Genomic DNA, 25,483 nt, shown 5'->3' on the forward strand with positions numbered 1-25,483 from the left:
ATTCCTTCGATCAGGGTGCGTAGTAGCGACGGTCCCGCCACCGAGCGAAACCACTGGTAAAATTTGCGGCCCCACTCAGTCCGCCTCCCGCTTTCAGAATCCCTTCGTATGCCGGCAGAGGATGGGGAGTAGGGCAGGCCGAAGCGGTCGGCGCGCCTATTTCGTAAAGTGCTATTCTTCCATGGATAACGTCGCCTTATGGACCCTCGCCGACAAAACATCACCCGCTCTCACCGAAAATCTAATCGCCGCCACCCGAGACAAATGGACGCACCGAGACCGCGTCGTCAAGGCCACCGAGGCCCGCGCCGGCCTCGACCTCCCCCACGCCGTCCAGGCCGTCCAGATCACCCGCCGACGGCGGCCCCACACCGGCGGACCCGAGAGGACGACCTCGCCCGCGGCCACTGGACCATCGAGAACCAGTTGCACTGGATCCGCGACGTCGCCTTCGACGAGGACGACCACCGCGCCAGCACCGGCAACGCCCCTCAGGTCATGGCCAGCCTCCGCAACCTGACGATCAGCATCCTGCGCCTGACCGGCGCCACCAACATCGCCCAGGCACCATGCCCCCACGCCCGCCAACTCGAACGACCACTTCAGGCAATCATGAAACCTGAATTACTAGCCCGCAGCCTTGCCGGAGCCCTGCCCCCGGCCGGCACGGTGCTCCTCAGCATTGATGAGAGAACCGGGATCAGGCGAAGACCCGCAGATCCTGCTGCCACCCGACCGCGGCGCACGCCAGGAGTCCGAGTACGGACGAAAAAGATCCGTTCAACCAGATTCCCATTCAACAGCGATCTCAAGATCCTGAAAACCACTCTTCTATCCGGCGTTCATTCTCGGCCCAAATATCCCAACCCTCACCCGGGTCACCCGGCGGATTCTCCGAGACGTAGATATGCCAACCAGCTCCGGTCCTGTCTTTTTCTATGTAGATATAACGGCCACCATACTCTCCGACTACAACCCTTCCAGCCACACCCGTTCGCCACAATGGAATCGACACAGAAACTCCTCGTCTCCCTACTGTAGATCCGAGCCAGGGTCGAATCCGAAGATGACCGTTGTGACGCCACCTTCCACTCGACTTCCCGCGTCGCTCAAAATTACTCCAGACTCCGCCGTACGGGTTCCTCGCAGGACTCCTGTTACGAAGGCCCTATACGCCGTGACCGCGCCCCTGCCACTGAGATAAAGGAGGCAGCAGGCTGAACTACAACGGCTGTACCAGGAGAACGCCCGCCTGCATAGAGCGCTGCTGCGGCGGGGAGACACCGCTCCCGCGCCGAGGCCCTCCACGTCGTGCCGGCCGGCGGCCGGCGGCGGTTCAGTGCGCGACGGTTACCGCTCGGCGGTGGAGGTCGCGGCGGTCGAGCACGTCCAGCAGGGCCATGGCCAGGTCGGAATAGGTGATGCTGCGGGCCCTCGGCAGCGGCGCCTCCGTGGCGACGCGGTAGGAGCCGGTCCCGGGGCGGGCGATCAGGCGGGGCGGGCGCACCGAGATCCAGTCGGCGTCACTGGTCCGCAGGATGTCCTCCATCCGCCGCATGTCGGCGTAGGCCTCGCCGAAGAAACGGTCGAGTACCGGCATCATCAGCCGCCGTTCCAGGAAGGGCAGTTCGCCGCGCGGCCCCGCCGGGGTCGCGGAGATCACGGCGATGGTGCCCGCGCCGCCGGCCCGCATCGCCGCGAGCAGGTTGCGGACGCCGGTGGAGTACACCGTCGTCGGTTCCCTGCCGGCCGCCGCGCCCAGCGCCGAGACGACGGCTTCGACGCCGGCGAGCGCTGGGAGGAGGGTGTCCCGGTCGAGCACGTCCGCGGCGGCGACCTGCAGGTTGTCGTGCCGGGCCGGCACCGCCTCGGGCCGGCGTGCCACGGCCGTCACCCGATGGCCGCGGGCCAGTGCCTGCTCCACGACCAGGGCTCCGGTCCGCCCGGTCGCCCCCACCACGGCGATCTTCATCTCAGCCACTCCCCACCTCGATCACACAGAATCGGCGTCAAACGCCCGTCCAGTGATTGTCACCTTAGATGACAATCACTGGACGGTACACTTCCGACTCGTGAGCGACGTCCCGGCGGCCCCCTACTCCGCGTCCCTGCCCTTCCTGCTGTCCCAGGTCGGCGCCCGCACGGCGCAGGAGTTCGCCGACCGGCTGGCGCCGCTCGGCGTCTCACCGCGAGCGTTCGGTGTGCTCAGCAACCTGACCACCGCGGCCGCGGGCCGGACCCAGCAGCAGCTCGCGGACGCGCTGGGCATGCACCGCAACAACATGGTCGGGTTGATCGACGAGATGGAGGAGGCGGGCTGGGTCCGGCGGCGGCGCAGCGCACAGGACCGGAGGGCCTTCGAGATCGACCTGACGCCGGCCGGCACGGCGCTCCTGGAGCAGGTCGCGGAGATGCTCCCACCACTGGAGGGCGAGATCGCCCGCGATCTGACCGCCGACGAGCGGCGGGTGTTCGTCGGCCTGCTGCGCCGGGTGGCCGCGACGCTGGAGCTGCACCCGGGGATCCATCCGCACCTGGGAGCCCGGCCCCGTTCCACCTGTGCGACGCCCGAGGATTCCTAGGCCGATCACCGGCCGCCGGTATACCGATGGGCGGCACAGTCGACGGTATGATCGCGGGGTGTCCGCCTCCGTCCCGCTGCGGGAACCGACGTTTCTCATTCTCGCCGCGCTGGGGCCCGGGCCGCTGCACGGCTACGGGGTGATCAAGGCCGTCGAGGAGATGTCCCAGGGGCGCGTCCGGCTCCGCGCGGGCACCCTGTACGGCGCGCTCGAACGCCTGGAGGCTGACGGGCTCGTCGCCTTCGACGGTGAGGTGTCGGACGGCGGCCCGCCACGCCGCAACTACCGGCTGACCGACACCGGTGCCGACCTGCTTGCTCAGGAGGCCGCGAGGCTGCGGGCGAACGCCGACCTGGCCGTGGCCCGGCTCGGGTTGCGCGGCACGTGACGGCGTCCACCCCCGGCCCGCTGGGACGCTGGAGCGACGGCCGGCTCGCCGCGTCGACGCGGTGGCTCGCCGCCCGCCTCGAGGGTGTGGACCCCGCGTTCACCCACGACGTGGCGCTCACCGTCGCGGAGGTCGGTGCCACCCGCGGCCGGCGCGCCCACCTCGGCGAGCTCGGGTCGCTCGCCGCGCTGGCGCTGCGCCTGCGCGCACGGGCCCGCGCCGGACCGGGGCCTGTCGACATCTGGCGCGGCGGCCTGTACCTCGGCGCGGTGGTGTTACTGCTCGTCATGACGGTGGATGTCTGGACCGCACAGTTCGGCGGCGCGACGCCCCGGATCACCCCCGCTCTCCTGATTGGTCCGGTTCCCGGGTGGTGGACCGCCGTGGCGGGGGTGAGCGGGGCGGTAGGCGTCGGACTGGGATACAGCGGGCGGCGGGCCGGCGCACTGACGGCAACCGCGCTCACGGTCCTGGTCACGATCACAGCCAGTCTGACCGCCGCGAACAGCGGCGGGTACGGGGATCTCGGCTGGCTTTCCGGCCTCGGCGTGGTCTTCCTGGGCCTGCTGCTGGGCCGTCCGGCGCAAAGGCCGGCGGCAGCGGCCGGGCCCTCCGTGCGGCGCTGGCCGCGGTCCGCGCGCCGGGCCGGCATCGCCGCGACCTACGCCGCCGGCCCGCTGCTCGCACTCGCCGCGACCTGCACCGTGGGAGAGGCGGCACCGGTCGCGCTCCGCCTCGGCCTGACCGTCCTGCTGCCCGCCTTGTGCGTCCTGCTCGGCGGGCAGGATCCACGGCTGGCGGCCGCCGCGGCCGTCGTGTGGTTCGGCCGGCTCGCGCTGGGTGCGCTCGGGGAGCTCGGCGACGCCCTGCGGGCCGTGGCGCTCGACCGTGACGGGCTGCTCCTGCTGCGCTGGCTGCTGATGGCGGCGGGAGTGGCGATCGCGGTGGCGGTGACCGGCAGTGGAAGCCGCCGCCTCACCGAACTGCACTGAAACTCACTGACCCGCACTGACCCGCACCGAACCGCGCCTCCAGCGGGGCGGCCAGCTGTCCCGTTGCCCACTAGTACGCCTACCGTTATATTGGCGATCAGAGTACCGGCTACCGATATAGACAGGGTCGGTGGCCGGGGCGACACTCCCCGCCGTTCGGAGGACGACCATGAGCACCGACCGAGACACCCCACCCAGCCCGCCCGCTGTCGAGCCACGAACCCGGCTCGCGGCCGCGGCGGCGAGCATCGCGGGCGGCGCCGCCGTCCTGCTCGACGCGCCGGTGGACATCGCCGGCAGCGAGAACGCCGTGCTGAACACCGCCGGGGTCGCCGCGCCCGTCCTCGCGGTGCTCGCCGTCGCCGGCATCACCGCCTGCCTGCGCAGGCCGGGTCCCCTCGCCGGGCCGGGCAACCGGCTGCTCGACCTGGGCGCGCTGGCGAACATCGTCGGGCTGGTGCTGCTGACCGGTATCGAGTTCTCCCGGGTGTACGTGCTGTTCCCCCTGGATGAGCCCGTCCGCGACGCGCTCGCGGACTCCGCCCCGACGATGCCGGCCGTGTACACCGCCGGGATCCTCTACGTCGCCGGCAGCATGCTGTTCGCCACGGCGCTCGTCCGTGAACGGTTCGTCCCCGTCGCGAGCTGGCTCCTCCTGCTGATGGCCCTGCCCGGCACACTGGTGGACGTCCTTCCGCTCGCCTTGGTGGCCGTCTTCCAGGCCGTGGCCGGAGCCGCGTTCGTCCTGGTCGGCGTCCACCTGCTGCGGGCGGACCGCGACCGCGCCGGCCTCGGTGACCACGGCACGGGTGCGGGCGTGGGGAAGGCGACGGTGGTTACGGGATGAGGTGCTGGCTGCCAGGAGTCGTGGCGAGGTGATGGCTGCCGGGAGTCGTTGCGCAGGGGTGCTCGCCGACGGCCGTGGCCGTGGCCGTGGCCGTGGCCGTGGCCGTGGCGACGGTGAGGCTGGCGAGCAGGGTGAGCCGTTCGGCGCTCGCCGAGCCCGGCTCGGGGGAGAGCACGAGCAGCCGCAGGCCCGAGTCGTCCTGCACGCGCAGCACCTCCTCGGCGAGGACGAGGTCGCCCACCAGCGGGTGCCGGTACTCGCGGACGGCGTGCCCGCAGTCACGCACCTGGTGGCGGGCCCAGTTCACCGCGAATTCCGGGCTGTTCACACACAGCTCGCCGATGAGGGTGGTGAGCTGCTGGTCGTCGGGATACTGACCGGAGGCCAGCCGCAGGTAGCGGACGACCTCATCGACCTTGCGCCGCCAGTTCACATAAAGATCACGGATGTGGGGGTCCAGCAGGATGAGGCGGGCCATGTTCGGCTGGGTCGCGCAGCGGTTCGGCGCCGCGAAGTCCAGGTGTGGCGCGAGCAGGGCGTGCGCGAGCCGGTTCCAGGCCAGGACGTCGGTCCGCCGTCCGATGACGAGCGCCGGCACGTCGCGCACCGCGTCCAGCAGCAGCCGCACGCCCGGGCGGACCTTCTCCGGCCGGGCGGTACGCCGGGCGACGCGCGCCGGGCGGGCCAGGGTGCGCAGGTGGGCGTGCTCGTCGTCGCCGAGCAGCAGCACCCGGGCGAGCGCGTCCAGGACCGCGTCGGACGCGTTGCGACTCTGCCCCTGTTCCAGCCGGGTGTAGTAGGTGACACTCACCCCGGCGAGCTGGGCCAGCTCCTCGCGCCGCAGGCCCGGGACGCGGCGGCGGTCACCCGGGCGGGTCAGGCCGACGTCCGCGGGTGTGATCTGGTTGCGCCGCGAACGGAGAAACTCCCCCAGCTCGGTCATGCTCGGCATTGTCACGCCGCGCGGCGCGCGAGTCGACGGGGCGAGGGTGACCCTGCCAGTGCCAGGAACCACCAGGACCGGGTTCCGCAGCCGGGCTATTCCCGGTGGTCGTCACCCTGGCGGTGCCATCCACGCCGTGGGCAGGACCCGTGGGGGTGGCAACGGCGGGGGCGTGGCTAGGGCCGCCGACGTCCAGAATCGTGCGGGGCATGACAGATTCGATGCCCGCGGCGATCTCGGAGCGGGCCTCCGTCGGCACGCCGGACGCGACCGACCCGGCCGGCGTCGCCGTGCCGGCCCCGAGGCACCCCGCGGCGGCCGAGCAGCCAGCCGCTGGGCAGCCCGTTGCCGGGCGGCCCGTCGCTGGGGATCCACCGCCAGCGGTACCCGACCGGATGACTCCGCGGCAGCGGCTGGCGCTCGTGCTGCTGCTGGGGACGCAGTTCATGCTCGCGATCGACTTCTCGATCCTCAATGTGGCCCTGCCGTCGATCGGGGCGGGGGTCGGGCTCGGTGAGGGTGACCTGCAGTGGATCGCGACCACGTTCGCGCTGCCCTCCGCGGGGTTCACCCTGCTGTTCGCGCGGGTCGCCGACCTGGCCGGGCGGCGCCGGATGTTCCTCACCGGCCTGGTGCTGCTGATCGTGGCGTCCCTGCTCGGCGGGCTCGCCCAGGGGCCGACCGTGCTGCTGCTCGCCCGCGTCGGCCAGGGCCTCGCGGCCGCGATCGCCATCCCGGCCGCGCTGTCCCTGCTGGTCACGACTTTCCCGGAGGGCCCCGTCCGGCAGCGTGCGCTCAGCCTCAACGGTGCGCTGCTGCCGGCCGGCTTCACCGTGGGCGCGCTGGTGGGCGGGCTGCTGACCGGCTATCTCAGCTGGCGCTGGGCCTTCCTCGTCAACGTTCCGGTGGCGCTGGCGATCCTGCTCGCCGCGCCGCGGGTCGTCCCCGGTGGCCGCGCGGACGTCCGCCGGCGGCTCGACGTCCCCGGTGCGCTGACCGTCACCGCCGGGCTGGTCGCCTTCGTCTACGGCATCTCCAGCGGCGGTGAGGACGGCTGGGGCCGGCCGTCGGTGTGGATCGCGGTGGCCGCGGGGCTCGTCCTGCTCGGCGCCTTCTGGCGGATAGAGGCGACCAGCCCGCATCCGCTGGCCTCGCTGGAGGTGCTGCGGCTGCGCCACGTCGGATGGGGCAACCTCGGCGGGTTGGTCGTCTTCGCGATGGGCAGTTCGATCGTGTTCCTGATGACGCTGTACCTGCAGCGGGTCCTCGGCTACTCGGCGGTGACGACCGGGCTGATCTTCGGGCTGCCCGGGGCGGCCGCGTTCGTGGCCGGACTGGTGGCACCGCGCGTCCTGGCCGTCGTGGAACCGCGCCGCACCCTGGTGTTCGGGCTGCTCGTCCAGGGCCTGTCCGCGCTGTCCCTGGCCTTCGTCGGGCTGGACCGCAGCTCGCTGTCGCTCGTGCTGGCGGCCTCCGTCGTCGGATTCTTCGGCCACGCCAGCGGGCTCGTCGCCTACCTGGTGACGGCGACCTCCGGGCTACCCGACACCCAGCAGGGCCTGGCCACCGGCCTGACGACGATGACCCAGCAGGTGGCACTCACACTGGGCATACCGATCATGAGCGCGGTGGCGACCGCCCGGACGTCCGCGCTCACCGCGGGTGGCGACCACTCGGCGCGGGAGGCGACGCTGGGCGGCATCCAGACCGCGCTGGTCGTGAACGGGCTCGTCACGATCGCCCTGGCCGCGCTGATCGCGGCCTTCCTGCTCCGCCGCCGCCCGGACCGCCGGACGGCCATGGTGTAGCCGCACCCCATGCCCGAACTGATGACGGCCGTTCCAGCAGAACCGTGGCGGGTGAGTGGGTCCATGGACTCACTCACCCGCCACGCTTTCCCGGGTACGCCCGGTTTCGGTGAGGTCTGTCGGCGGGCCCGGGGGTCCGCACGCCGGTGATGTGGTGGGCCGATCGGGGGTCCGGGCAACAGGGGGACGCGGCGGCAAGCACCATGGGGTATGGCCAAACGCGCTCTCCCGCCCCGCGTCCCCGCGTTGATCGGTGACGGCACGGAGTTCGACTCGAAGGAGTTCCTACGGATGTCGGTCGACGAGGCGGGCAAGGTCGCCTACGCGCAGGCTCTCGCGCTGGTGGCGATCGAGTCCAACGCGAAGCACCTGCAGCACCTGCCCCTGATCGAGGGCAACCTGGAAGTGCCCTGAACCCACGTCCACGTTCCCGACGCTGATGACCGTGCTGGCCCAGGACGACGGGGGAAACGTCCTGTTGGCGTTCCAGCGGGTGGCCGAGCAGCAAGCCACGGGCGTCGCCCCGCTGCCGCTTGCGCTGGTGGCGCTGTGGAGGGGCGACGACCTCCTGCTGGTCCGCGACCGCCGCCGGGAGTGCTGGGAGCTGCCCGGCGGCACGATCGAGCCCGGGGAGACACCCCGGCAGGCAGCCGTCCGCGAGCTGCGCGAGGAGTCCGGGTACGAGGCCGAGGCGCTCGTGTTCGCGGGCCTCGCGCACTTCGGCCTGGCCGCCCCGTCCCGGGCCGCCCCGTCCCGGACGGAGTACGCCGCGGTCTTCACGGGACGGGCCGGTGCCTCCCACCCGTTCACACCCGACGCGGAGATCGCCACGATCACCTGGTGGGACGGCACCCGCCCGCTTCCCGGCCGGGTACAGGTCATGGACGTCGCCCTCGCCCGCCTGAGTCGAACCGCCCCGCCGCCGCGTTGAGAGCCTGCTCCGGCCGGCGGTGCTGGCGGTGAGAATCGGCGAGGCGGCGGTCAGTCGGGTCGACGCGTGGGAGCCGAGGAGGAACTGTGGGCGTGCGGTTGGCGGACGAGGGCAGGGATCTTCTTCACCGGACGGCGGCGCGCCACGTCGGGGACGACGCCGGGGACGACCTCGTCCCCGGCCTGGTCGCCCTCGTCGCGGCCGGGGACGACGTGCACGTGGAGGCGCTGGGCACCCTCGCCGTCGGCGGCGCCCCGATGGCGCGGGACACCATGTTCCGGATCTCCTCGACGACCAAGCCGATGACGGCCGCGGTGACGATGACCCTGGTCGACGACGGGCTGGTGGACCTCGACGAGCCGGTCGACCGGCTGCTTCCGGAGCTGGCAGGACGGCGGGTGCTGTGCCATCCGGACGGCCCGCTCGACGACACCGTCCCGGCGCGGCGGCCGATCACGGCGCGGGACCTGCTGACGTTCACCTTCGGGTTCGGCCTCTCCGGGGAGATGTTCACCGCGCGGCACCGTGGCCCGTCGTCGAGGCGGCCGACCGGCTACGGCTGGCCACGTTCGGACCGCCCGACCCGGCGACGCCGCCGGGAGCTGACCGTGATCGTGCTGACCCAGCGCATGTTCGGTGACTCGGGCCTCCCCGACGTCCACGCTGAGATCCGCCGGGCCGCCCGCGCCGCGCTCGCCTGAGCTGTCGCGCCCCGCGGACCCCCTCCCCGGAGCCGGACGCGGCCGCCTCGCAGCGCGCCTGTCAGCCATCCGTAGCCTGAGGACGTCCGCCACAGCTCGTGATCGTCGCTTCGCGGCTCCCGCTGGGTAGCCTGGCCGCGGACCGTGTGACCGCCCACCACCATGTCCGGTGCCGGTGGGGGCGGACCGACCGCGAAGGCGAGGGACGTCTGTGGCCCCGTTCGACCCCCCGCACAACTCCGCCGCTCTCGAGGGGGCCGCCTTTGACAGGGCCGCTTTCGAGGCGGCAGTCGAGCTGGGGCGTGCGGAGAGCGGGCTGGCCGTGATCTCCACCAGCCGCGCCGACGGGAGCATCCAGGCCTCTGTGGTGAACGCCGCGTTCATACCCCATCCGCTGCCGCCCGATCCGCGGAAGCCCGCGCCGGTCGTGGCCTTCGTGACCTACGGTCGGACGAAGCTGGCCAACCTGCGCCGCCGCCCGCGGGTCAGCGCGACGTTCCGGTCCGGGTGGCGGTGGGCCACCGTGGAGGGCACGGCGGAGATCGTCGGGCCCGACGACCCCCACGATCAGGTCGACGCGGAGCGTCTCCGGCTGCTGCTGCGGGAGATCTTCACCGCCGCCGGTGGCACCCACGACGACTGGGACACCTACGACCGGGTGATGGCCGAACAGCGCCGCGCCGCCGTGCTCATCCACCCGACCAGGGCCTACAGCCCCTGACACCTCGGCGCCGCGGTCAGGAACCGGCTGGTGGCAGGGCGTTCAGCAGCGGGGCGAGGACGTCCCCGGCCCGGCGGATCGCGGTGTCGTCGGCGTCGAGGTGGGTGACGATCCGGATCGTCGTCGGACCGGCCAGGCCGACGAGCACACCGCCGTCCGCCGCCTGCGCGCAGAAGGCGGCCGCGTCCGGGACGTCGACGAGCACCATGTTGGTCTCGGTGCGCTCCGGGTGGACCCGCCGCGGTGCCGCGTCGGCGAGGGTCGCGGCCAGCGCGGCGGCGTGGCGGTGGTCGTCGGCGAGGCGGTCGAGGTGGTGCCGCAGCGCGTACAGGCCGGCGGCGGCGAGCACCCCGGCCTGGCGCATCCCGCCGCCGAGCCGCTTGCGCCACTCGCGGGCCCGCTCGACGTGCTCGGCGCCGCCGACGACGAGGGAGCCGACCGGGGCGCCGAGGCCCTTCGAGAGGCAGACCGACAGCGTCCCGAAGATCTCGCCGAGGCGGCGCGGCGGGACGTCGAGCGCCACCGCCGCGTTCCAGAGGCGGGCGCCGTCGCAGTGCAGGACCACCCCGGCATCCTCGGTGATCAGCCGCAGCCGGTCGAGCCGCTCCAGGGGCCACACCCGACCACCGGCCCGGGCCCGGGTGTTCTCCACCGCGAGCACGCTCGTCCGGACCATGTTGTAGTTGTGCGCGACCGGGAACGCGCGCAGCTGGGCCGCGATGTCGGCCGGGTCGAGCGTGTCTGCGAGGCCGCTGAGGGTCCGGGTCTGCACGCCGCCGAGGGCGGCGAGCCCGCCGAGCTCGTAGGTGACGATGTGCGCGTCGGTGTCGGCGACGACCTCGGTGCCCACCGGGGCGCCGGCGCGCAGGGCACAGAAGTTGCCCATGGTGCCGCTCGGCACGAACAGCGCGGCCTCGTGCCCGAGCAGCGCGGCGGCCTGCTCCTCGAGCTCGCGGACGGTCGGGTCCTCGCGGTAGACGTCGTCGCCGACCTCCGCCTCCGCCATCGCGCGGCGCATGCCGGGCGTGGGCCGGGTGACGGTGTCGCTGCGCAGGTCGACGGGCAGGCCGGCGGGCCGTGTTCGCGGGGGCTGGACGCTCACCCTCCCGACGTTAGCCCGGCGCCGCCCCGGACGCGGACCACGACCAGGCGGACCACGACCAGGCGGGGCGAGGTCAGGTCACGGTGATCTCCGTGGACATGCCCCGCGACTCGTGGTTGCCGACGGGGCAGTACAGCTTGTACGTGCCCGGGCTGAGGGTGACGGTGAGTCCCTCGGACTGGCCCGGCCCGAGGTCCGCTGTCTCCGAGCCGCTCACGCCCGGTCCCTCGGTCTCCAGGGCGTGGATCGCCTGGCCGTCGTTCGTGGTGACGAACGTGTAGGTGCCCGCGGTGAAGGTGTCCTGGGAGAGCTTGAGCGCGAACTCGGTCGCGGTGACCGTGACGGTCGTGCCGGTCGCCGTCGGCGCCGTCGGGGCGCCTGCTCCCGCGGTCGCGCCCGCGCTCGGCGCACCGGTCCACGGCGCGGTCGTGGCCGCGGCGGGCTGGGAGGCCGCCGGCGCGGCGGCGGTGTCGTCGCCGCCCCCGCAGGCGGCGGTGAGGGCGAGCAGCATGACGCCGGTCGCCAGTGCGGCCGCGGTACGTGTATGCGGACGGTGCATCACATGTTCTCCTGTCTCTCGGAAGGGCCAGCGCCTCGGAAGGGCCGGGAACCGGTGCGGACGTGAGATGTCACGCGGCACGGGCCGTCCCGGTTCACCGTGACCGCTGTCACCCGTCCGACAGCGCGGCCGCTGAACCGAACAGCCGTTCTGCCCGTGAAGGGGGGATGTGGGACTGCGCCGCGGCGGCCGGCCCGGGGTGGACGACCCCGGGGCCGTGTTCGTGCGTGCCGTGCACGCCGAGCACGGGGCGGCACTGCTCGCCTTCACCACCCGGCTGACCGGTGACCGCGGCCGGGCCGAGGACGTCGTGCAGGAGACGATGCTGCGGGCCTGGCGGCAGGCGCCGAAGCTCGGCGCGGACGACCGGCCGCTGCGCCCGTGGCTGTTCACCGTCGCGGCCCGGATCGTCGTGGACGAGCAGCGCGCCTGCCGGGCCCGCCCGGCCGAACTGCCCGGCGACGACCTGGCGTCGCTGCCCGCCGGCGGCGCGCGCTGGCCGCCGCGGCGCTGGCCGCCGTCGTCGCCGGCGGGTCGATCACGGGCACCGTGGCGCTGACATCCTCGCCGGACGGGCCGGCGGGCCGGCTGGTGTCGGCGGCGGACGCGACCACCCGCGTGTGGGCGGAGGTCTGGGTGGCCGACGTCCCTCCGGCGCGGGCTTCACCATCCGGCTGTGGGGCGTGCGGCCGGGAACGACCTGCGCCCTGGTCGCCGTGTCCGAGGACGGCAGCAGCGACACCGCGGCGACCTGGACCGCCGACTACCGCGGCGCGGTCGACGTACACGGGACGTCCGCCATCCCGGCAGGACGGCTCGTACGTGTCGTGGTGGTCAGCGGCACCGGCGAGGACCTGCTCACCGTCCCGGTCCGCACCACCTGAACCACCGCGAAGGGCCTCGAGGGCACGATTAGCGCGCGGAATTGCGCGATTGCCGTCCGGAGCCGTGGCTGAGAATTCCCGGAAACAGCCCGACAATGGATGCGAGATACTCCGGGAGATCTCCGAAGGAGTCCACCCATGGCCGTCACCACGGCACCAACCGACATCCACACCGGCAATACCCCGAGCAGCGATTCCCGAACCGACGGATCCGGCGCCGGCGACGCCCTCGCCGGCGAGTCCCACAGCTTCGACGCCTTCCTGCACTACGAGCGCCTCCAGTGGAAGGTCTCCGACGTCGGCCTGGAGAACATCCGGCACGACCTCGTCCGGCCCGAGGACATCGCCACCGCCAAGGGCGTCGTGCTCGGCGAGGCGACGTCCCTGCCCGGCCTGCACGGCTTTCTCAGCGAGTTCGCGGACGACTACGACTGCTCGGCCTTCGTGGCCATCTGGGCCTACCAGGAGCTGCAGCACCACTTCGGTTTCCGGGCGTGGCTGCGCGCCGTCGGCGTGCACATCGAGCAGGCCAAGGTCGAGGCGCTGCGGGAGCCCTACGAGCCGGGGGTCACGCCGAGCGCCACACTGGCCACGAACGTGATCAGCGAGATCACCGTCAACACGGTCTACCGGGCGATGGCGGCCTGGGTGCAGGAACCCGTCCTGGCCGACCTGTACCTGCGCGCCAGCCGGGACGAGGCCGGGCACGCCCGCGAGTTCCTCTACTACCTGAAGCGGCGGCTGGCGACGCATCCCGAGGAGCTGCCGTCCGTCCTGGAACGCATCCACTTCTATGTGACGTCGTCGCGGCTGAGCCACCCGGTCGGCGTCTACAAGCACCAGCGCGTCGAGGAGCTGCGCGGCCACGAGACGGTTGACGACGTGATCGACGTCTACCTGCGGATCTCGCCGCCGGACGCCCAGGAGAAGCTGCTGGCGAAGCTGCGCCGGGCGATCGGCTCGGCGGTCGGCGTGCCGCTGCACAGCACCGGCGACATCCGCCGGGCGCTCGCCGCGTCGCTGGGCTGARCCCGCCGGGGCGGCAGGGCGGATTTCCCGGCGCGGGAGATTATCCTTCGGCCTCCGCAGGATTTCCCGTCCCCGAAAAGGTACCGCCCTCGCCGCGGACTATCCTGTTAACCTCGCCGCTACCGCACGACCCGCGCACGAAATCGACGGAACATAGGGTCCTGAGCGATTCCGGTCGCCTGGAACCGTGCGTCTGCCTGTATGAGCCGGCCCGCGAGACCGGGAACACACAGCCAGCGCCGGATTCTCCTCAGCCGTCGAAAGTGCCGGTGACCATCATGAAGAGCGGCACGTCGTCCTGCCCGCCCGCGCCGCGCCCCGTCCCGACGGATCACGCGCGGGAGAACGGGTCCGGGCCGGACCCCGGGCCTGACCCCGGTCCGGTCCGGTTCTGCGACACCACCCTGCGTGACGGCGAGCAGACCCCGGGGGTCGCCTTCACCGCCAAGGAGAAGATCGCCATCGCGGTCGCGCTCGACGCCGCCGGCGTGCACCAGATCGAGGCCGGGGTGCCGGCGATGGGGCCGGTCGAGGTGGATGTCCTGCGCCGCGTCGTCGCGGCGGTCGAGCGGGCCAGCGTGGTCGCCTGGTGCCGCGCGGACCGCCGCGACGTCGACGCCGCCGTCGCCAGCGGGGTCGACGCCGCGCACCTGACCATCCCCGCCTCCGACCTGCACCTGCGCACCAAGCTCGGCAAGGACCGGGCCTGGGCGCGGGCCCGCATCCGCGACTGCGTCCTCGACGCCACCGACCGTGGCCTGCGGGTGAGCGTCGGCTTCGAGGACGCCTCCCGCGCGGACGACGGCTTCGTCATCGACCTGGCCGGGGAGCTACGGCGCCTCGGCGTCACCCGGTTCCGTTGGGCGGACACGGTCGGGGTGGCCAATCCGATCACCCTGCACACGCGGCTGCGGGCGCTGCTCGACGCCGTCCCCGGGCCGTGGGAGATCCACGCCCACGACGACTTCGGGCTGGCGACCGCCAACACGATCGCCGCGGTGCAGGCCGGGTTCACCTGGGTGAGCACCACGGTGGCCGGCCTGGGCGAGCGGGCCGGCAACGCGCCGACCGAGGAGGTCGCGATGGCGCTGCGGCACCTGCTCGGCCTGCCCGTCGACCTGGACACCGCCGCGTTCCGCCCGCTGGCGCGACTGGTCGCCGGCGCGTCGCGCCGCCCGGTTCCCGCCGGCAAGGCCGTGGTCGGCGACGCCGTGTTCGACCACGAGTCCGGCATCCACGTGCACGGCGTGCTGCGCGCCCCGGCGACCTACGAGCCGTTCGACCCGGCGGAGGTCGGCGCGCGCCGGCGGTTGGTGCTGGGCAAGCACAGCGGCCGCGCCGCCGTGCGGCACGCGATGGACCGGCACGGCATCGACGCGCCCGACGAGGACCTGGAACCGATCGTCGGCCTGGTCCGTGCGCACGCCACCGTGTACAAGCAGCCGCTGAGTTCCGACCAGCTGCGGGCGATGGCCCGGCGGGTCGCCAGCCGCCGCGGCGCACGGCCCCGCCGCGGCTGACCCGCCGCCGCTGGTGGCGCCAGCGGCGGCGGCCCGCGCCGCCGGTCGCGCCTCGGCGGTCGGCCGCGGCGCGGCGGCGGTCAGGGCCCGGGGCGGAAGGTCGCGGTGATGGTGCGGATCAGCTCGAGCTGGTCCTGCCACTGGGCCTCGGGCACCCGCCAGAACAGCGCGTAGCCGTGCCCGTTGCGGACCACACCGAAGTCCAGGACGTGCACCGTCTGCCCGCCTGAGGTGAGGGTGAACTCCCACACCGCGGACGTCGTCCCGTCCGCCCCGTCCGACGGGCGGATCGAGACCAGCTGGTAGCCGGCGGTGGTGCGCCGGGTGCCGGGCTCGAGCTCGTGCCACGCGCCGATCGAGGACGGGCCGGCGACGTCCCGCGTCTCGACGAGCAGATTCGGGTAGCCCCCGGGAGCCGTGAAGGTCTCGCGGTCCCCGTCACGGCGCGATCGGGCCCATTGCGGCGGGACGGCGAGCGACCACCCGGCCGCGCCACGGTACGTCTCGAGCCCGGCCGGCGCCGGCGCGGGCGCGGTGTCGTCCGGGATCACCGTGCCGAGCCTGTCCAGCGACGGCACGCCGCCCGAACCACCCTGACCCGGCGTCGCCGACGCCGGGCTGGTGCCGCCCGGAGTGGCGGAGGTTCCCGGTGTCACGGCCTGCCCGCCGGTCGGGCTGGTCGACGCGCCCGCGGACGGCCCGCCGGTACCCGCGGGTGTGGCCGGGGCGCTGGTACCTGACGCCAGGCCGGCCGACGGGGTGTCCGAACCGCCGGTCAGGGCCAGCCCGAGCCCGACCCCGCCCGCGGCGAGCAGCAGGGCGACGACCATCGCCAGCAGCACCACCCGACGGCGCCGTTCCGGCGCGGCCCCGGCCCCGCCGACGCGCGCACCCGCGGCTGGATCCGGCCCCGGCCCTGGATCGGCACCTGGACTCGGCCGCGGTCCTGGGCCAGCGTCTGAGGATCCGGTCCGGGCGGCGGGGCCGGTACCGAAGGTGAAGCCGGCACGCGGGCCCGTCCGCGGTCCGGTGCCGGCCCCACGGCCCGCTGCTCTGCCGCTGCCGGCGCCGTTGCCGGATCCGAGGTCGTCGCCGAGCCCGAGATCGGCGTCCTCCTCGGCTCCCGCCGGCCCGGACGGGGGCGCGTCCGGGTGGTCCGCGTCCGGCCGGTCGCCGACGTCGGCGTCGAGCAGCGCGTCGGCCTCGGCGTCGAACACGGCGGTCGGATGCGGCTCGGCGGTGGCCGCGATCCGCCGCAGCTGCGCCCGGGCCTGCGCCAACGACGGGCGCCGCGCCGGATCGGGATCAAGCAGCTGGTCGATCACATCCTGCAACGGGCCCGCGTACCGGCTGGGGCGGCGCCTGTCCTGAATGATGGCCGCCAGCGTCGCCAGGGCGCCCTCACCCGCGTACGGGGCCTCGCCCTCGACCGCGGTGAACAGCGTGGCGCCCAGGCCCCACACGTCGCCGGGCACGCCCACCCGCGCGCCGCGGGCCCGCTCGGGCGGAATGTAGGCCGGCGAGCCGACCACCATCCCCGTGCTGGTCAGGGTCGCGTCGCCCTCGCTGACAGCGATGCCGAAGTCGGTGAGCCGGGCCTGCCCGTCCGCGGTCAGCAGCACGTTGCCCGGTTTGACGTCCCGGTGCACGACCCCGGCGCGGTGCGCCGCCTCCAGCGCGTAGGCCAGGCTCACCCCGATGCGCGCCACCCACGCCGGCGCGAGCCGGCCCGACGCACGGATCTCCTCTGCCAGCGACCGGCCGTCGACCAGCTCCATGACGATCCACGGCGAATCCTCGGCGTCGATGACGTCGTAGACGGCCACCAGACCGGGATGGCGCAGCCGCGCCGCCGCGCGCGCCTCGCGCAGCACCCGCTCGCCGATGATCTCCCGCTCGGTCTCGGAGGCGAGCGGCGGCAGGCGCACCTGCTTGATGGCGACCGGCCGGCGCAGGAGCATGTCCTCGCCCTCGCGGACGATTCCCGCCCCGCCGCTGCCGAGCACGCGGCCCAGCCGGTACCGGCCGGCCAGCCGGCGCTCCCGGCCCGCGGCCCGGTCGCTCTGCATTGGTTGCTCCGCCTTCTCCGGCACGACCGAATTCTCCCCGTACTACCCGCCACACGAGCCCGAAACCGCCGCAACGGACACGCGACAGCCGAGCCCGCCACAAAAACCCCTGCCAGGCCCGTAGGGAGAACGTCCCGCCGCGCCGATGAGTTCACGCACGCCCGCCGGTCCTACCACCGGCAGGCCAGACTGCCGGACCCGGGCGTCCACGACCAGCGGGCGTCACGACCAGTGGAGGAAACAGCGATGCCGAAGACGATTCCCTGCCTGTGGTTCGACACCGACGCCGAGGAGGCCGCCGCGCTCTACGTCTCCGTCTTCCCGAACTCGGCCATCACCGGCGTCACCCGCTACGGGCCGGGCATGCACCGGCCCGAGGGCCTGGCGCTGACCGTCTCCTTCACCCTCGACGGGCAGGAATACGTCGCGCTCAACGGCGGGCCGGAGTTCACCTTCTCCGAGGCGATCTCGTTCCAGATCCCCTGCGCCGACCAGGCCGAGGTGGATCACTACTGGAACGCCCTCACCGACGGCGGCGGCAAGGAAAGCCAGTGCGGCTGGCTCACCGACCGTTTCGGCCTGTCCTGGCAGGTCGTCCCCACCCGGCTGACCGAACTGGTCGGTGACCCCGACCAGGAGCGCGCCCAGCGCGCCACCCAGGCGATGCTCACCATGGGGAAGATCGACATCGCCGCGATCGAGCGCGCCGCCGACGGCCGGTAGCCGGGCGGCCCCGTCGCGGAGCACGCCGGCCGGGTCCCCACAAGGGGACCAAGGTCGGCGGGCCCGGCCACCTTCACCCCCGCAAACAGGCCACAGGAGAGCCGCACACACGGCACTATTTCCTTTCGGGCGTCGATCCTGCGGGAGATTCCCTACCATCAGATCGTGGATGCGGATCTGCCCCAGCGCGCGGCCCCGGCCGGATGTCCACTCCAGCGACGAGCGCGACACGAAGGCGGCCGGTAACGATGACCACCCTCCCTCAGGCCCACGCCGAGGAGACCGAGCAGTGGCTGACCCGGGTCGAGAAGGTCACCGGCCTGCTCGCCGAGCACCGGTCCCGGGCCGAGGAGGACCGCGCCACCTCCCCGGAGGTCATCGACGCGTTGCGGGAGCAGGGCTTCCACCGGATGTGGGTGTCCCGCGCGTTCGGCGGCGCGGGGGTGAGCCTGCGCACCGGATCGGCGGTGCTGCAGGCGATCGCGCGCACCGACCCGTCCGCCGCCTGGCAGATGGGCGTGCAGGGCGCGATCGGGCGCATCTCCGACTACCTGTCCGACCAGGCCGCCTGCCGCATCTTCTGCAGCAGCCACGGGCTCGTCGTCGGCGGCATCAACCCGACCGGCCAGGCGGTGCCGGTACCCGGCGGGTACCGACTCCGGGGCCGCTGGTCGTTCGCCAGCGGCGCCACCCACGCCGACTGGCTCGTCGCCAGCGCGGTCGTCACCGGCGGCTGCGCCCAGAGGTCCACGAACACCCCGGCGCGCAGGTCGACACCCGCGCACGCCCCGCCCCAGGTTCCGGCCCAGGCCCAGGTTCCGGGTAGCGCCCCGACGGGTAGCGCACCGATCCGGATGCTGTGCGTCCCGCGCGGCGCCGCCACCTTCACCGACGACTGGCACGCGCTGGGCCTGCGCGGCACCGGCAGCGGGACCTTCACCGTGGACAACATCGTCGTCCCCGAAAGCCAGACCGTCGACGGCTCGCTGCTGCGGCGGCCACCCACCGCACGAAAGTCCCGGGGTTACGCCATCGCCTACTACGACTTCGCGCCGTTCACCACCGCCTCCACCGTGCTCGGCATCGCCCAGGACGCACTGCGCGCCTTCCGCCAGCTCGCCCTCCAGACCGTTCCCGCCCGCGCGACCGAGACCCTCGCCGGCGGCCACACCGTGCAGGCCACGTTCGCCCGTGCCACCGCGCTCGTCCGCGCCAGCCGGCTGATGCTCGAGGACGCCGCCGACCAGGCGACGGAGCGCGGCGAGAACGGCGGCGACGAGCTGAGCGGGGTGATCCGGCTCGCCGCGGCCGCCGTCGGGGAGAACTGCGTCCAGGCCGTCACCATGCTGCACACCGCGGCCGGCGCGAGCGCGCTGCGCTCCGGCGGGGACCTCGACCGCTGCTTCCGCGACGTCCACACCGCGGCCCGCCACATCACCCTCGCCGCGACGAACTTCGAGATGGTCGGCGCGCACCTGTTCGGGGACACACTGCTCATGCGCCGCTGACGTCCCCATCCGCCGCTGGCGCCGCTGCCTGCCGCCACCGTCACCCGGCCGGGGTCAGCCTCAGCTCGCGGCCGGGCCACCGGGAGCGCAGCCAGCGGTCGTGGCTGGCGACCACGATGGCGCCCGGGCCGCTGCCCAGCGCCTCCTCCAGCTCGTCGGCGAGCGCCGGCGAGAGATGGTTGGTGGGCTCGTCGAGCAGCAGCAGCTCGGGTGGGTCCGCCACCAGCAGCGCCAGCGCGAGCCTGCGCCGCTGCCCGACCGACAGCTCCCCCACCCGCGTGCCGAGGTCACGCGGGGCCAGCAGGCCGAGCGAGACCAGCGGCACCGCCGCGGCCCGCTCGGGTCCCAGCGCGAGCATGTAGACGTCCCGCGCGGTGCGGTCCGGCCGGGCGAAGACCGTGTCCTGCGCCAGCAGGCCGACCCGCAGCCCACGCCGCCGCAGCACCTCCCCCGTCACGCCGGTCGTACCGGGAACACCGGGAACACCACCGGGTGTCGGGTCGGACGGGTCGAGCGCGGGGCCGGCCTGCTCGAAGCGGCCTGCCAGGACCGCCAGCAGCGTCGACTTGCCCGCGCCGTTGGGACCGGTGAGCAGCAGGCGGTCCGTCACCGTCACGTCGAGACGGTCGAGGACGAGGCGGCCGGGAACACGCACCCCCCGCAACGACACGACGGTCCCCTGCCCCGGACCCGCCTGGGCCGGGACGCCCGCCGACGACAGCGCAGCGGACGGAGAGGCGGACGGCTCGGCGACGAGCGCGCCGACCCTGAACCGCAGCGGCCGCGGTGGCCGCCGGACCTGCTCCCGCTCCAGGTCACCGAGCCGGCGGGCGGCGTTGCGCACGCGCCGCGACACCTGGTCCTGCACCCGGCCGGCGGTGCGGCCGTAGTTCATCTTCTCGTTGTCGCGACGCGGGCGGTTGTGCGCGACCTGGCGGGCGGTCACCGCGACCGCGTGCCGCAGCGCCGCCAGCTCCTCCTGCTCCTCGGCGAACCGGCGCTCCCAGCGTTCCCGCTCCAGGCGCCGCGCCTGCTGGTACTCGGTGTAGGCACCCCCGTAGCGGGTCGGGCCGCCCAGCGCGGGATCGAGGTCGATCAGGTCGGTGCACACCGCGTCCAGGAAAGTCCGGTCATGGCTCGCCGCGATCACGACCCCGGGCAGAGCCCGCAGCTGCTCCTCCAGGAACGCCGCGGCGTCATCGTCAAGATGGTTTGTGGGCTCGTCCAGCAGCACCGTGGCGGGCCGGCGAACCAGCAGCGCACCGAGCGCGAGCCGGCCGCGCTGCCCGCCCGAGAGTGAGCCGAGCGCGCGGTCGGCCGGAACCCGCGCGAGACCGAGGCCGGCAAGGACGATCTCGGCATGCCGGTCCGCGTCCCAGGCCGCATGCTCCTCGACCCGTTCGAGACACGCGGAGTACGCGGCGAGCAGGTCGGCCGGGGCCGTGCCGCTGTCGGTCGACTCGCCGTCGGCCGGGCCACCAGGGGCGGAGTCGCCGGCGGCGAGCGCGCTGGTCAGCCGGTCGAGCTCGGCGAGATCCGCGCGGGCTTCGCGCAGGGCGTCGTCGAGCACGTGACGGATGGTCGCGGCGGGGTCGAAGGGCATCTCCTGGTGGAGGAACCCCAGCTCCACGGGCCGGACGACGGAGCCGCCGTCCGGCTCGTCCACCCCGGCCAACAGGCGCAGCAGCGTGGACTTGCCGGCGCCGTTCTCCCCGATCAGTCCGATCCGCTGACCGGGAACGGCCGTGAGGGAGACGCCGTCGAGAACCCTGCGCCCACCGAGCACGCGGACGAGGTCATGGGCGGACAGAGCTGTTGCGGGCATGCGACACCACCAGAGCGGCTGGTCTCCTCCGCCCGCCGGGCAGTGCCTCAGATGCGGGGGCCTCAGATGCGGGGGCCTCAGGCGCGGGCGCGGGTGGGGTCAGTGCCTCATGACGAAACGACCGTACCCCACGCCGGCCGGGTCGCCCAGAGGTTTTGTGGCGGCCCCGTGCTCTCCCCAGGCCGTGGCTTCTCAAGATCGGAAACGTGAAGCCGAGACGTCAACGCCGTTGACTATCTTGACTCGGAACCGCACCGGTAGGGTCGTGCGTCGGGCCGGCCGCCTGACCGTGACCGCCGCCGGTTCCCCGATTCCGAGGAGTGTGGTGTCGTGCGGAAGCTGGTCTATCTCGTCGCCTCCACCGTCGACGGATTCGTCGCGGGCCCGGACGGTGCCGACCCGACCGGACCCGGCGGATTCTGGCCGGTGCCGCAGGACTACCTCGAGCACCTCGTCGCCGAATACCCGGAGACCCTGCCCGGCCCGGCGCGCGCGGCCCTCGGGGTAACCGCCCCGGGAACCCACTTCGACACCGTTCTGGAAGGCCGGCGCAGCTACGAGACCGGCCTGCGGGCCGGCGTGACGAACGCCTTCCCGCACCTTCGCCACCTGGTCTTCTCCCGAACCCTGACCACCAGCCCGGACCCGGGTGTCGAGCTGGTCGCCACCGACCCGGTCACGACAGCGCAGGAGCTGAAGAGGCAGGACGGCAAGGATGTCTGGCTCGTCGGTGGAGGAACACTCGCCGGCGTCCTCTACCCGGAGATCGACGAGCTGGTCGTAAAGCTGGGCCCGTTGACCCTCGGCACCGGAATTCCACTGTTCTCCGGCGCCGCCCCGTTCGATCCCAAGCGCTGGGAGCTGGCCGACCACACCGCTCTGAAAAGCGGCGCGCTTTTCCTCACCTACCGTCGGCCGTCCGCATAATCGGGACGCGAACCTTTCGACATCACAGACGGCTCATGCCCCCCGACGCATCGCTGCCCACCATGCTGCGGAGCCCGGTCGACGTGCTCTGGAACTACCACGACATGCACCACGACCCCCACCCCACCGACGTCGGCGTGGGCCTGGGCAGCCACGACCTCAGCGTCGCGACCTGCACCGCCACCCTCTACCACCAGGGCCTGTTCCCCCAGATCGTGTTCACCGGCGCGAACGCCCCCACCACCATCGGCACATTCCCCCGCGGTGAAGCGGTCCACTACCGCGAACACGCGCTGTCCCTCAACGTCCCCGACTCCGCCATCCTCACCGAAACCACCGCCCGCAACACCGGCGAGAACATCACCCGAACCCGCGACCTCCTCACCACCCACGGCATAACACCCAGCTCCGTCACGCTCATCTCACGGCCCTACCAGCAGCGCCGCGCCTACGCCACCTGCCGCAGACTCTGGCCCGACGTCACCGTCCGCTGCGCATCCCAACCAGCCACCCTCGACGACTACGTCGCCAGCATCGGCAACACCGACCGCGTCATCTCCATGCTCGTCGGAGACACCCAACGCATCTGGCTCTACGCCGAACGCGGACACGCCATCCCCCAACCCGTCCCCGACGACGTCCACAACGCATACCGCGAACTCGTCGCAGCCGGCTACACCAGCCGCCTCATCGCCTGACCTTCGAGCCAGAGCGGCAGCATCAGACAGATCTGCAGCAAAAGGACCGGGAGGCACAAGTCAGTGGCGGGTGGGTGCGTTCATAGGCCCACTCACCCGCCACACATCACCTCGCCCGGCCGAGAGGGGGCTGGCGAGGCGGATGGGGTGGGCTAGCTGATCAGAAGGTGCGCGGCGGTGACTGCGTGTTCGACTGGGGCGGAGGTGTCGATGTCGTGTGCGTCGGGCCACGGATCGGTGCGGGTGGCCATGTCCAGGTAGATCCACTCGTCGGGGGCCAGGGCGTTGACCGGACCGGACCGGTCCACGGTGGAGCCGAGTGCGATGGGGACGGTCGCGCGGTCGGCGATGCGGGCGACCGCGACCCGGGGCGGGACCACGCACCGCAGCTGCATCAGGTCGGCGTCGCACTCCGCCGCCAACTCGGCGGCCCGTGCGCGCACCCGCCGCGAGGACCAGGAGGCATCGATCACGACGCTCCTCCCTCTTTCGAGCGCGTGGCGGGCCCGCGTGAGCACCTCCACGTAGCTGTGCTCGGTCGCGTCCGCGCCGTAGCACCCCGCCGCGGGCTCCGTCCCGGCCGAATCGGAGGCGGAGGTGGAGTCGGACTCGGGGGCGGTCGCGCCCGCTCCGACCGGCTCGCCGCGGACGGCGGCCGAGCTCAGCAGCACCCAGTCATCCTCGCCGGAGACGAGATGGCTGGCCAGTGTCGACTTGCCGGTGCCGGGCAGGCCGCCGACCAGGACGAGCCGGGGACGGCCGCGCCGCAGGTGGCGTAGCGCGATGTCGGTGAGCCGGCGGGCTTCGTCGGCGGCGGCCGGGTCACCCTGGTGGTCGCGGACGCAGGCGGTCTTGGCGCGGACGACCGCCCGGTAGGCGATGTAGAGGTCCTCCAGCGACGTTGGATGGGTCTCGCCCGAGAACTCACGGTAGGCGTCGAGGAACGTCCGGGCCGCGGTGGCGTCGCCGAGCCGTTCGAGGTCCATCGCGAGGGAGGCTGCGTCGCCGAGGACGTCACCGGCCCGCAGCGCGGGGTCGACGTTGACGCAGTTGAGGACCCGCGGGCCGTCGTTCAGGCAGTAGATGTCGTCGGCGAGCAGGTCGCCGTGGCCGTCGCGGACCCGGCCGGCGGCCTGGCGCTCCGCGAGCAGTGGGCCCCGGCCGGTCAGGTAGCGCAGCGCGAGCCGGCCGATCTCGTCGACGGTGGCGGCGTCGAGGATCCGGCCGCGGAACGGCGCGAGGCCGTCCATCGCCTCCAGCCAGAGTGCCTCCAACGCGCACAGACCACCGGTGCGGGTGCTCTCGGGCGTGGTCTCGCACCCTTCGTGGAACGCCACGAGCCGCTGGGCGAGCCCACGCAGCTCGCCGGAGACGTCGGCTGTCATCAGCGCGGAGAGCCGGCGGTCGGCCGGCAGCCGTCGCATGACGACCATGTGGTCGCGCAGTGCCCCGGTCTCGTCCCGGATGTCGGCCACGCCGAGGTACACGTCCGGGGCGAGGCGTCGGTTGAGCCGTACCTCGTCCTCGCAGGCGATCAGCCGGGCCCGGCGGTAGCGGTAGTCCACGAAACCGTGGTTGACCGCCCGGCGCAGCTTGTACGCGCGGTCCTCGGTGAGAAAGACCACGGCGGTGGGAGTCTGCACGGTCTCGCGGCTGTCGAGACGGATTTCCCGGGCCGCCTGCTCCCGGACGGGCGCAGGGCCCGGGATTTCCGACGGCGCGGGGCGGACCTCGGTGTCCTGCCCTGGAAAGGCGTCCTTCTGCACGAACATCTACGTCTCCAGACCGTTTTCTGGACGATTCCTGTTCGGTTTCACCCGCCGCCGCGCGACCGAATCGCCGGCACCGCTGATCGACGCCGCGGATCAAGCCGAGGATCGAGGATCGTGGACGACGGATCGCCATCCGCGGGGCGCCCCACGCGCAGAGCCCGGCCACACCGTTGAACGGAAAGCCGGGCAGCGAACGAAGGAAGAGGCCGCGGCGGAGAATCACCCGGAATTCAATCCGGGCGAATAAAATGGCGCGACCGGGCCACACAGCGGTGTTCAAACACCGGCCGATCCGGCTCCGGTTCGAGCGGCCCGCGGAAATCCGCGGGCCGCGATCCCACCGCCTCGTCCTACGAGCCGAAGAGCTCGCGCGCCGGCGCTGTCGGGGAAAGACCGGGGGGCCGGCGGGCCGTACGATGCCGGTGTCGATCGACGAGTCCAGACATGGAGATCATCCTCCTTGGTCCGTTTCCCTGTTCCCGTTACGATCCTCCATTCGTCCCGCGTCGTCAGGTGACTTCAGGGTCCCGTTCTCACCCGACCTGCTGCCCTGTTCTCAGGGGCCGTTCGGATCGGTCCAGCGCGCTCCGGGCCGTCCGGGCCGGGGGGTGGACCTACCGGTGGTATCGCCGTCCGTGCAGGTCCGAGGCTTCGAACCGGGGTGCGCACCGGGCCGGGGCGGACCTGCCGACCGGCACCGGCGGACGATCGCCCGCGCGGCAACCAGGCAGCCGAGGAACGCGCAGACGGCGACGTACTCCCACAGTCGCCTACTCCCCACTCTGCTTCATCAGGTAGACGGCGGCCTGCGTACGGCTCGCCAGGCCGAGCTTCTCCAGAATGCTCGACACGTAGTTCTTCACCGTCTTCTCCGACAACCCCAGCCGTGTGCCGATCTGCCGGTTCGTCAACCCGTCCGCGATCAGCTGCAGGATCTCGCGCTCCCGCTGGTTC

The 25,483-nt window shown here is 73.0% G+C and carries 25 protein-coding genes; 17 read left to right on the plus strand and 8 right to left on the minus strand.

Annotation, left to right across the window (positions count from 1 at the left end):
• Window positions 1-1,336: 1,336 nt before the first annotated feature.
• A complete protein-coding gene (locus BBK14_RS16275) occupies window positions 1,337-1,972 on the minus strand; it encodes an NAD(P)-dependent oxidoreductase (RefSeq protein ID WP_071063472.1) in 636 nt (211 codons plus the stop codon).
• Between the two features lie 100 nt (window positions 1,973-2,072).
• On the opposite strand from BBK14_RS16275, the gene BBK14_RS16280 reads away from it, so the two are divergent.
• The 4 genes from BBK14_RS16280 (at window position 2,073) to BBK14_RS38385 (ending at window position 4,809) form a co-directional block, all read left to right on the plus strand.
• Complete coding sequence (locus BBK14_RS16280; RefSeq protein WP_071063416.1) at window positions 2,073-2,582, plus strand: MarR family winged helix-turn-helix transcriptional regulator; 510 nt, start codon at window positions 2,073-2,075, stop codon at window positions 2,580-2,582.
• 58 nt (window positions 2,583-2,640) lie between these two features.
• Complete coding sequence (locus BBK14_RS16285; RefSeq protein ID WP_083391002.1) at window positions 2,641-2,970, plus strand: PadR family transcriptional regulator; 330 nt, start codon at window positions 2,641-2,643, stop codon at window positions 2,968-2,970.
• A complete protein-coding gene (locus BBK14_RS16290; protein ID WP_071063418.1) occupies window positions 2,967-3,962 on the plus strand; it encodes a hypothetical protein in 996 nt (331 codons plus the stop codon). The genes BBK14_RS16285 and BBK14_RS16290 overlap by 4 nt, the downstream gene beginning before the upstream one ends.
• 169 nt (window positions 3,963-4,131) lie before the next feature.
• A complete protein-coding gene (locus BBK14_RS38385) occupies window positions 4,132-4,809 on the plus strand; it encodes a hypothetical protein (protein WP_071063420.1) in 678 nt (225 codons plus the stop codon).
• Here the strand turns inward: BBK14_RS38385 and BBK14_RS16300 are convergent.
• Window positions 4,799-5,752, minus strand: coding sequence for a helix-turn-helix domain-containing protein (locus BBK14_RS16300; protein ID WP_071063422.1), 954 nt, complete (start codon window positions 5,750-5,752; stop codon window positions 4,799-4,801). The two genes, BBK14_RS38385 and BBK14_RS16300, sit on opposite strands and share 11 nt — an antisense overlap.
• 209 nt (window positions 5,753-5,961) lie before the next feature.
• Between BBK14_RS16300 and BBK14_RS16305 the strand changes: the two genes are divergently transcribed.
• The 5 genes from BBK14_RS16305 to BBK14_RS16325 all read left to right on the plus strand — a co-directional run bounded on the left by BBK14_RS16305 (window position 5,962) and on the right by BBK14_RS16325 (window position 9,913).
• Window positions 5,962-7,560 carry an MFS transporter gene (locus BBK14_RS16305; protein ID WP_241831546.1) on the plus strand — a complete coding sequence of 533 codons (1,599 nt, stop codon included), beginning with the start codon at window positions 5,962-5,964 and terminating at the stop codon, window positions 7,558-7,560.
• Window positions 7,561-7,770: 210 nt separating this feature from the next.
• The gene (locus tag BBK14_RS16310; RefSeq protein WP_071063424.1) at window positions 7,771-7,974 is read left to right on the plus strand and encodes a hypothetical protein; all 204 of its coding nucleotides are present in this window, start codon (window positions 7,771-7,773) and stop codon (window positions 7,972-7,974) included.
• 25 nt (window positions 7,975-7,999) lie between these two features.
• Window positions 8,000-8,491, plus strand: a complete 492-nt coding sequence (locus BBK14_RS16315; protein ID WP_071063426.1) for an NUDIX domain-containing protein — start codon at window positions 8,000-8,002, stop codon at window positions 8,489-8,491.
• Window positions 8,492-8,577: 86 nt separating this feature from the next.
• Complete coding sequence (locus tag BBK14_RS16320; RefSeq protein WP_071063428.1) at window positions 8,578-9,192, plus strand: serine hydrolase domain-containing protein; 615 nt, start codon at window positions 8,578-8,580, stop codon at window positions 9,190-9,192.
• 211 nt (window positions 9,193-9,403) lie between these two features.
• Window positions 9,404-9,913: a TIGR03618 family F420-dependent PPOX class oxidoreductase gene (locus BBK14_RS16325; protein WP_116430090.1), complete on the plus strand. Its 510-nt coding sequence runs from the start codon at window positions 9,404-9,406 to the stop codon at window positions 9,911-9,913.
• A gap of 16 nt (window positions 9,914-9,929) precedes the next feature.
• Here BBK14_RS16325 and BBK14_RS16330 read toward each other — a convergent pair whose 3' ends face one another.
• Together BBK14_RS16330 and BBK14_RS16335 are read right to left on the minus strand one after the other, a co-directional pair.
• Window positions 9,930-11,015 carry a GntG family PLP-dependent aldolase gene (locus tag BBK14_RS16330; RefSeq protein ID WP_071063430.1) on the minus strand — a complete coding sequence of 362 codons (1,086 nt, stop codon included), beginning with the start codon at window positions 11,013-11,015 and terminating at the stop codon, window positions 9,930-9,932.
• 73 nt (window positions 11,016-11,088) lie between these two features.
• Window positions 11,089-11,574: a hypothetical protein gene (locus BBK14_RS16335; RefSeq protein ID WP_241831548.1), complete on the minus strand. Its 486-nt coding sequence runs from the start codon at window positions 11,572-11,574 to the stop codon at window positions 11,089-11,091.
• A 169-nt stretch (window positions 11,575-11,743) separates the two neighbouring features.
• On the opposite strand from BBK14_RS16335, the gene BBK14_RS16340 reads away from it, so the two are divergent.
• The 4 genes from BBK14_RS16340 (at window position 11,744) to nifV (ending at window position 15,007) form a co-directional block, all read left to right on the plus strand.
• The gene (locus BBK14_RS16340) at window positions 11,744-12,133 is read left to right on the plus strand and encodes a sigma factor (protein WP_241831550.1); all 390 of its coding nucleotides are present in this window, start codon (window positions 11,744-11,746) and stop codon (window positions 12,131-12,133) included.
• Window positions 12,134-12,194: 61 nt separating this feature from the next.
• Window positions 12,195-12,458, plus strand: coding sequence for a hypothetical protein (locus tag BBK14_RS37090; RefSeq protein ID WP_071063431.1), 264 nt, complete (start codon window positions 12,195-12,197; stop codon window positions 12,456-12,458).
• Window positions 12,459-12,596: 138 nt separating this feature from the next.
• Window positions 12,597-13,487, plus strand: coding sequence for a ferritin-like domain-containing protein (locus tag BBK14_RS16350; protein WP_083391003.1), 891 nt, complete (start codon window positions 12,597-12,599; stop codon window positions 13,485-13,487).
• A 278-nt stretch (window positions 13,488-13,765) separates the two neighbouring features.
• Entirely contained in the window at window positions 13,766-15,007 is a 1,242-nt protein-coding gene (nifV, locus tag BBK14_RS16355) for a homocitrate synthase (RefSeq protein WP_083391006.1), read from the plus strand.
• Between the two features lie 80 nt (window positions 15,008-15,087).
• Here the strand turns inward: nifV and BBK14_RS16360 are convergent, their stop codons facing one another.
• Entirely contained in the window at window positions 15,088-17,100 is a 2,013-nt protein-coding gene (locus tag BBK14_RS16360; RefSeq protein WP_420849163.1) for a serine/threonine protein kinase, read from the minus strand.
• Window positions 17,101-17,322: 222 nt separating this feature from the next.
• On the opposite strand from BBK14_RS16360, the gene BBK14_RS16365 reads away from it, so the two are divergent.
• Window positions 17,323-17,799, plus strand: a complete 477-nt coding sequence (locus BBK14_RS16365) for a VOC family protein (RefSeq protein WP_071063436.1) — start codon at window positions 17,323-17,325, stop codon at window positions 17,797-17,799.
• A gap of 248 nt (window positions 17,800-18,047) precedes the next feature.
• Complete coding sequence (locus BBK14_RS16370) at window positions 18,048-19,307, plus strand: acyl-CoA dehydrogenase family protein (RefSeq protein WP_071063438.1); 1,260 nt, start codon at window positions 18,048-18,050, stop codon at window positions 19,305-19,307.
• Window positions 19,308-19,347: 40 nt separating this feature from the next.
• Here the strand turns inward: BBK14_RS16370 and BBK14_RS16375 are convergent, their stop codons facing one another.
• Window positions 19,348-21,132 carry an ABC-F family ATP-binding cassette domain-containing protein gene (locus BBK14_RS16375; protein ID WP_071063440.1) on the minus strand — a complete coding sequence of 595 codons (1,785 nt, stop codon included), beginning with the start codon at window positions 21,130-21,132 and terminating at the stop codon, window positions 19,348-19,350.
• 330 nt (window positions 21,133-21,462) lie between these two features.
• On the opposite strand from BBK14_RS16375, the gene BBK14_RS16380 reads away from it, so the two are divergent.
• On the plus strand, window positions 21,463-22,059 hold the full coding sequence (locus tag BBK14_RS16380) for a dihydrofolate reductase family protein (protein ID WP_071063443.1): 597 nt from the start codon (window positions 21,463-21,465) through the stop codon (window positions 22,057-22,059).
• Window positions 22,060-22,094: 35 nt separating this feature from the next.
• Window positions 22,095-22,757 carry a YdcF family protein gene (locus tag BBK14_RS16385; protein WP_071063445.1) on the plus strand — a complete coding sequence of 221 codons (663 nt, stop codon included), beginning with the start codon at window positions 22,095-22,097 and terminating at the stop codon, window positions 22,755-22,757.
• Between the two features lie 152 nt (window positions 22,758-22,909).
• On the opposite strand, the gene BBK14_RS16390 is transcribed toward BBK14_RS16385, so the two are convergent.
• Together BBK14_RS16390 and BBK14_RS16395 are read right to left on the minus strand one after the other, a co-directional pair.
• The gene (locus tag BBK14_RS16390) at window positions 22,910-24,529 is read right to left on the minus strand and encodes a bifunctional aminoglycoside phosphotransferase/ATP-binding protein (RefSeq protein ID WP_071063448.1); all 1,620 of its coding nucleotides are present in this window, start codon (window positions 24,527-24,529) and stop codon (window positions 22,910-22,912) included.
• Window positions 24,530-25,299: 770 nt separating this feature from the next.
• Window positions 25,300-25,483 (minus strand): response regulator transcription factor (locus BBK14_RS16395; RefSeq protein WP_131802339.1); only part of this gene is annotated, 184 nt, incomplete at its 5' end.

The organism is Parafrankia soli (genome assembly GCF_001854695.1).
GTDB lineage: Bacteria > Actinomycetota > Actinomycetes > Frankiales > Frankiaceae > Parafrankia > Parafrankia soli.

Bases quoted from the DNA above. Each gene is read 5' to 3' on its own strand.
- BBK14_RS16390 (WP_071063448.1), bottom strand. From the start codon at position 24,529: ATGTTCGTGCAGAAGGACGCCTTTCCAGGGCAGGACACCGAGGTCCGC.
- BBK14_RS38385 (WP_071063420.1), top strand. From the start codon at position 4,132: ATGAGCACCGACCGAGACACCCCACCCAGCCCGCCCGCTGTCGAGCCA.
- BBK14_RS16350 (WP_083391003.1), top strand. From the start codon at position 12,597: ATGGCCGTCACCACGGCACCAACCGACATCCACACCGGCAATACCCCG.
- BBK14_RS16370 (WP_071063438.1), top strand. From the start codon at position 18,048: ATGACCACCCTCCCTCAGGCCCACGCCGAGGAGACCGAGCAGTGGCTG.
- BBK14_RS16315 (WP_071063426.1), top strand. From the start codon at position 8,000: ATGACCGTGCTGGCCCAGGACGACGGGGGAAACGTCCTGTTGGCGTTC.
- BBK14_RS16305 (WP_241831546.1), top strand. From the start codon at position 5,962: ATGACAGATTCGATGCCCGCGGCGATCTCGGAGCGGGCCTCCGTCGGC.
- BBK14_RS16335 (WP_241831548.1), bottom strand. From the start codon at position 11,574: ATGCACCGTCCGCATACACGTACCGCGGCCGCACTGGCGACCGGCGTC.
- BBK14_RS16310 (WP_071063424.1), top strand. From the start codon at position 7,771: ATGGCCAAACGCGCTCTCCCGCCCCGCGTCCCCGCGTTGATCGGTGAC.
- BBK14_RS16275 (WP_071063472.1), bottom strand. From the start codon at position 1,972: ATGAAGATCGCCGTGGTGGGGGCGACCGGGCGGACCGGAGCCCTGGTC.
- BBK14_RS16365 (WP_071063436.1), top strand. From the start codon at position 17,323: ATGCCGAAGACGATTCCCTGCCTGTGGTTCGACACCGACGCCGAGGAG.
- BBK14_RS16385 (WP_071063445.1), top strand. From the start codon at position 22,095: ATGCCCCCCGACGCATCGCTGCCCACCATGCTGCGGAGCCCGGTCGAC.
- BBK14_RS16375 (WP_071063440.1), bottom strand. From the start codon at position 21,132: ATGCCCGCAACAGCTCTGTCCGCCCATGACCTCGTCCGCGTGCTCGGT.
- BBK14_RS16300 (WP_071063422.1), bottom strand. From the start codon at position 5,752: ATGACCGAGCTGGGGGAGTTTCTCCGTTCGCGGCGCAACCAGATCACA.
- nifV (WP_083391006.1), top strand. From the start codon at position 13,766: ATGAAGAGCGGCACGTCGTCCTGCCCGCCCGCGCCGCGCCCCGTCCCG.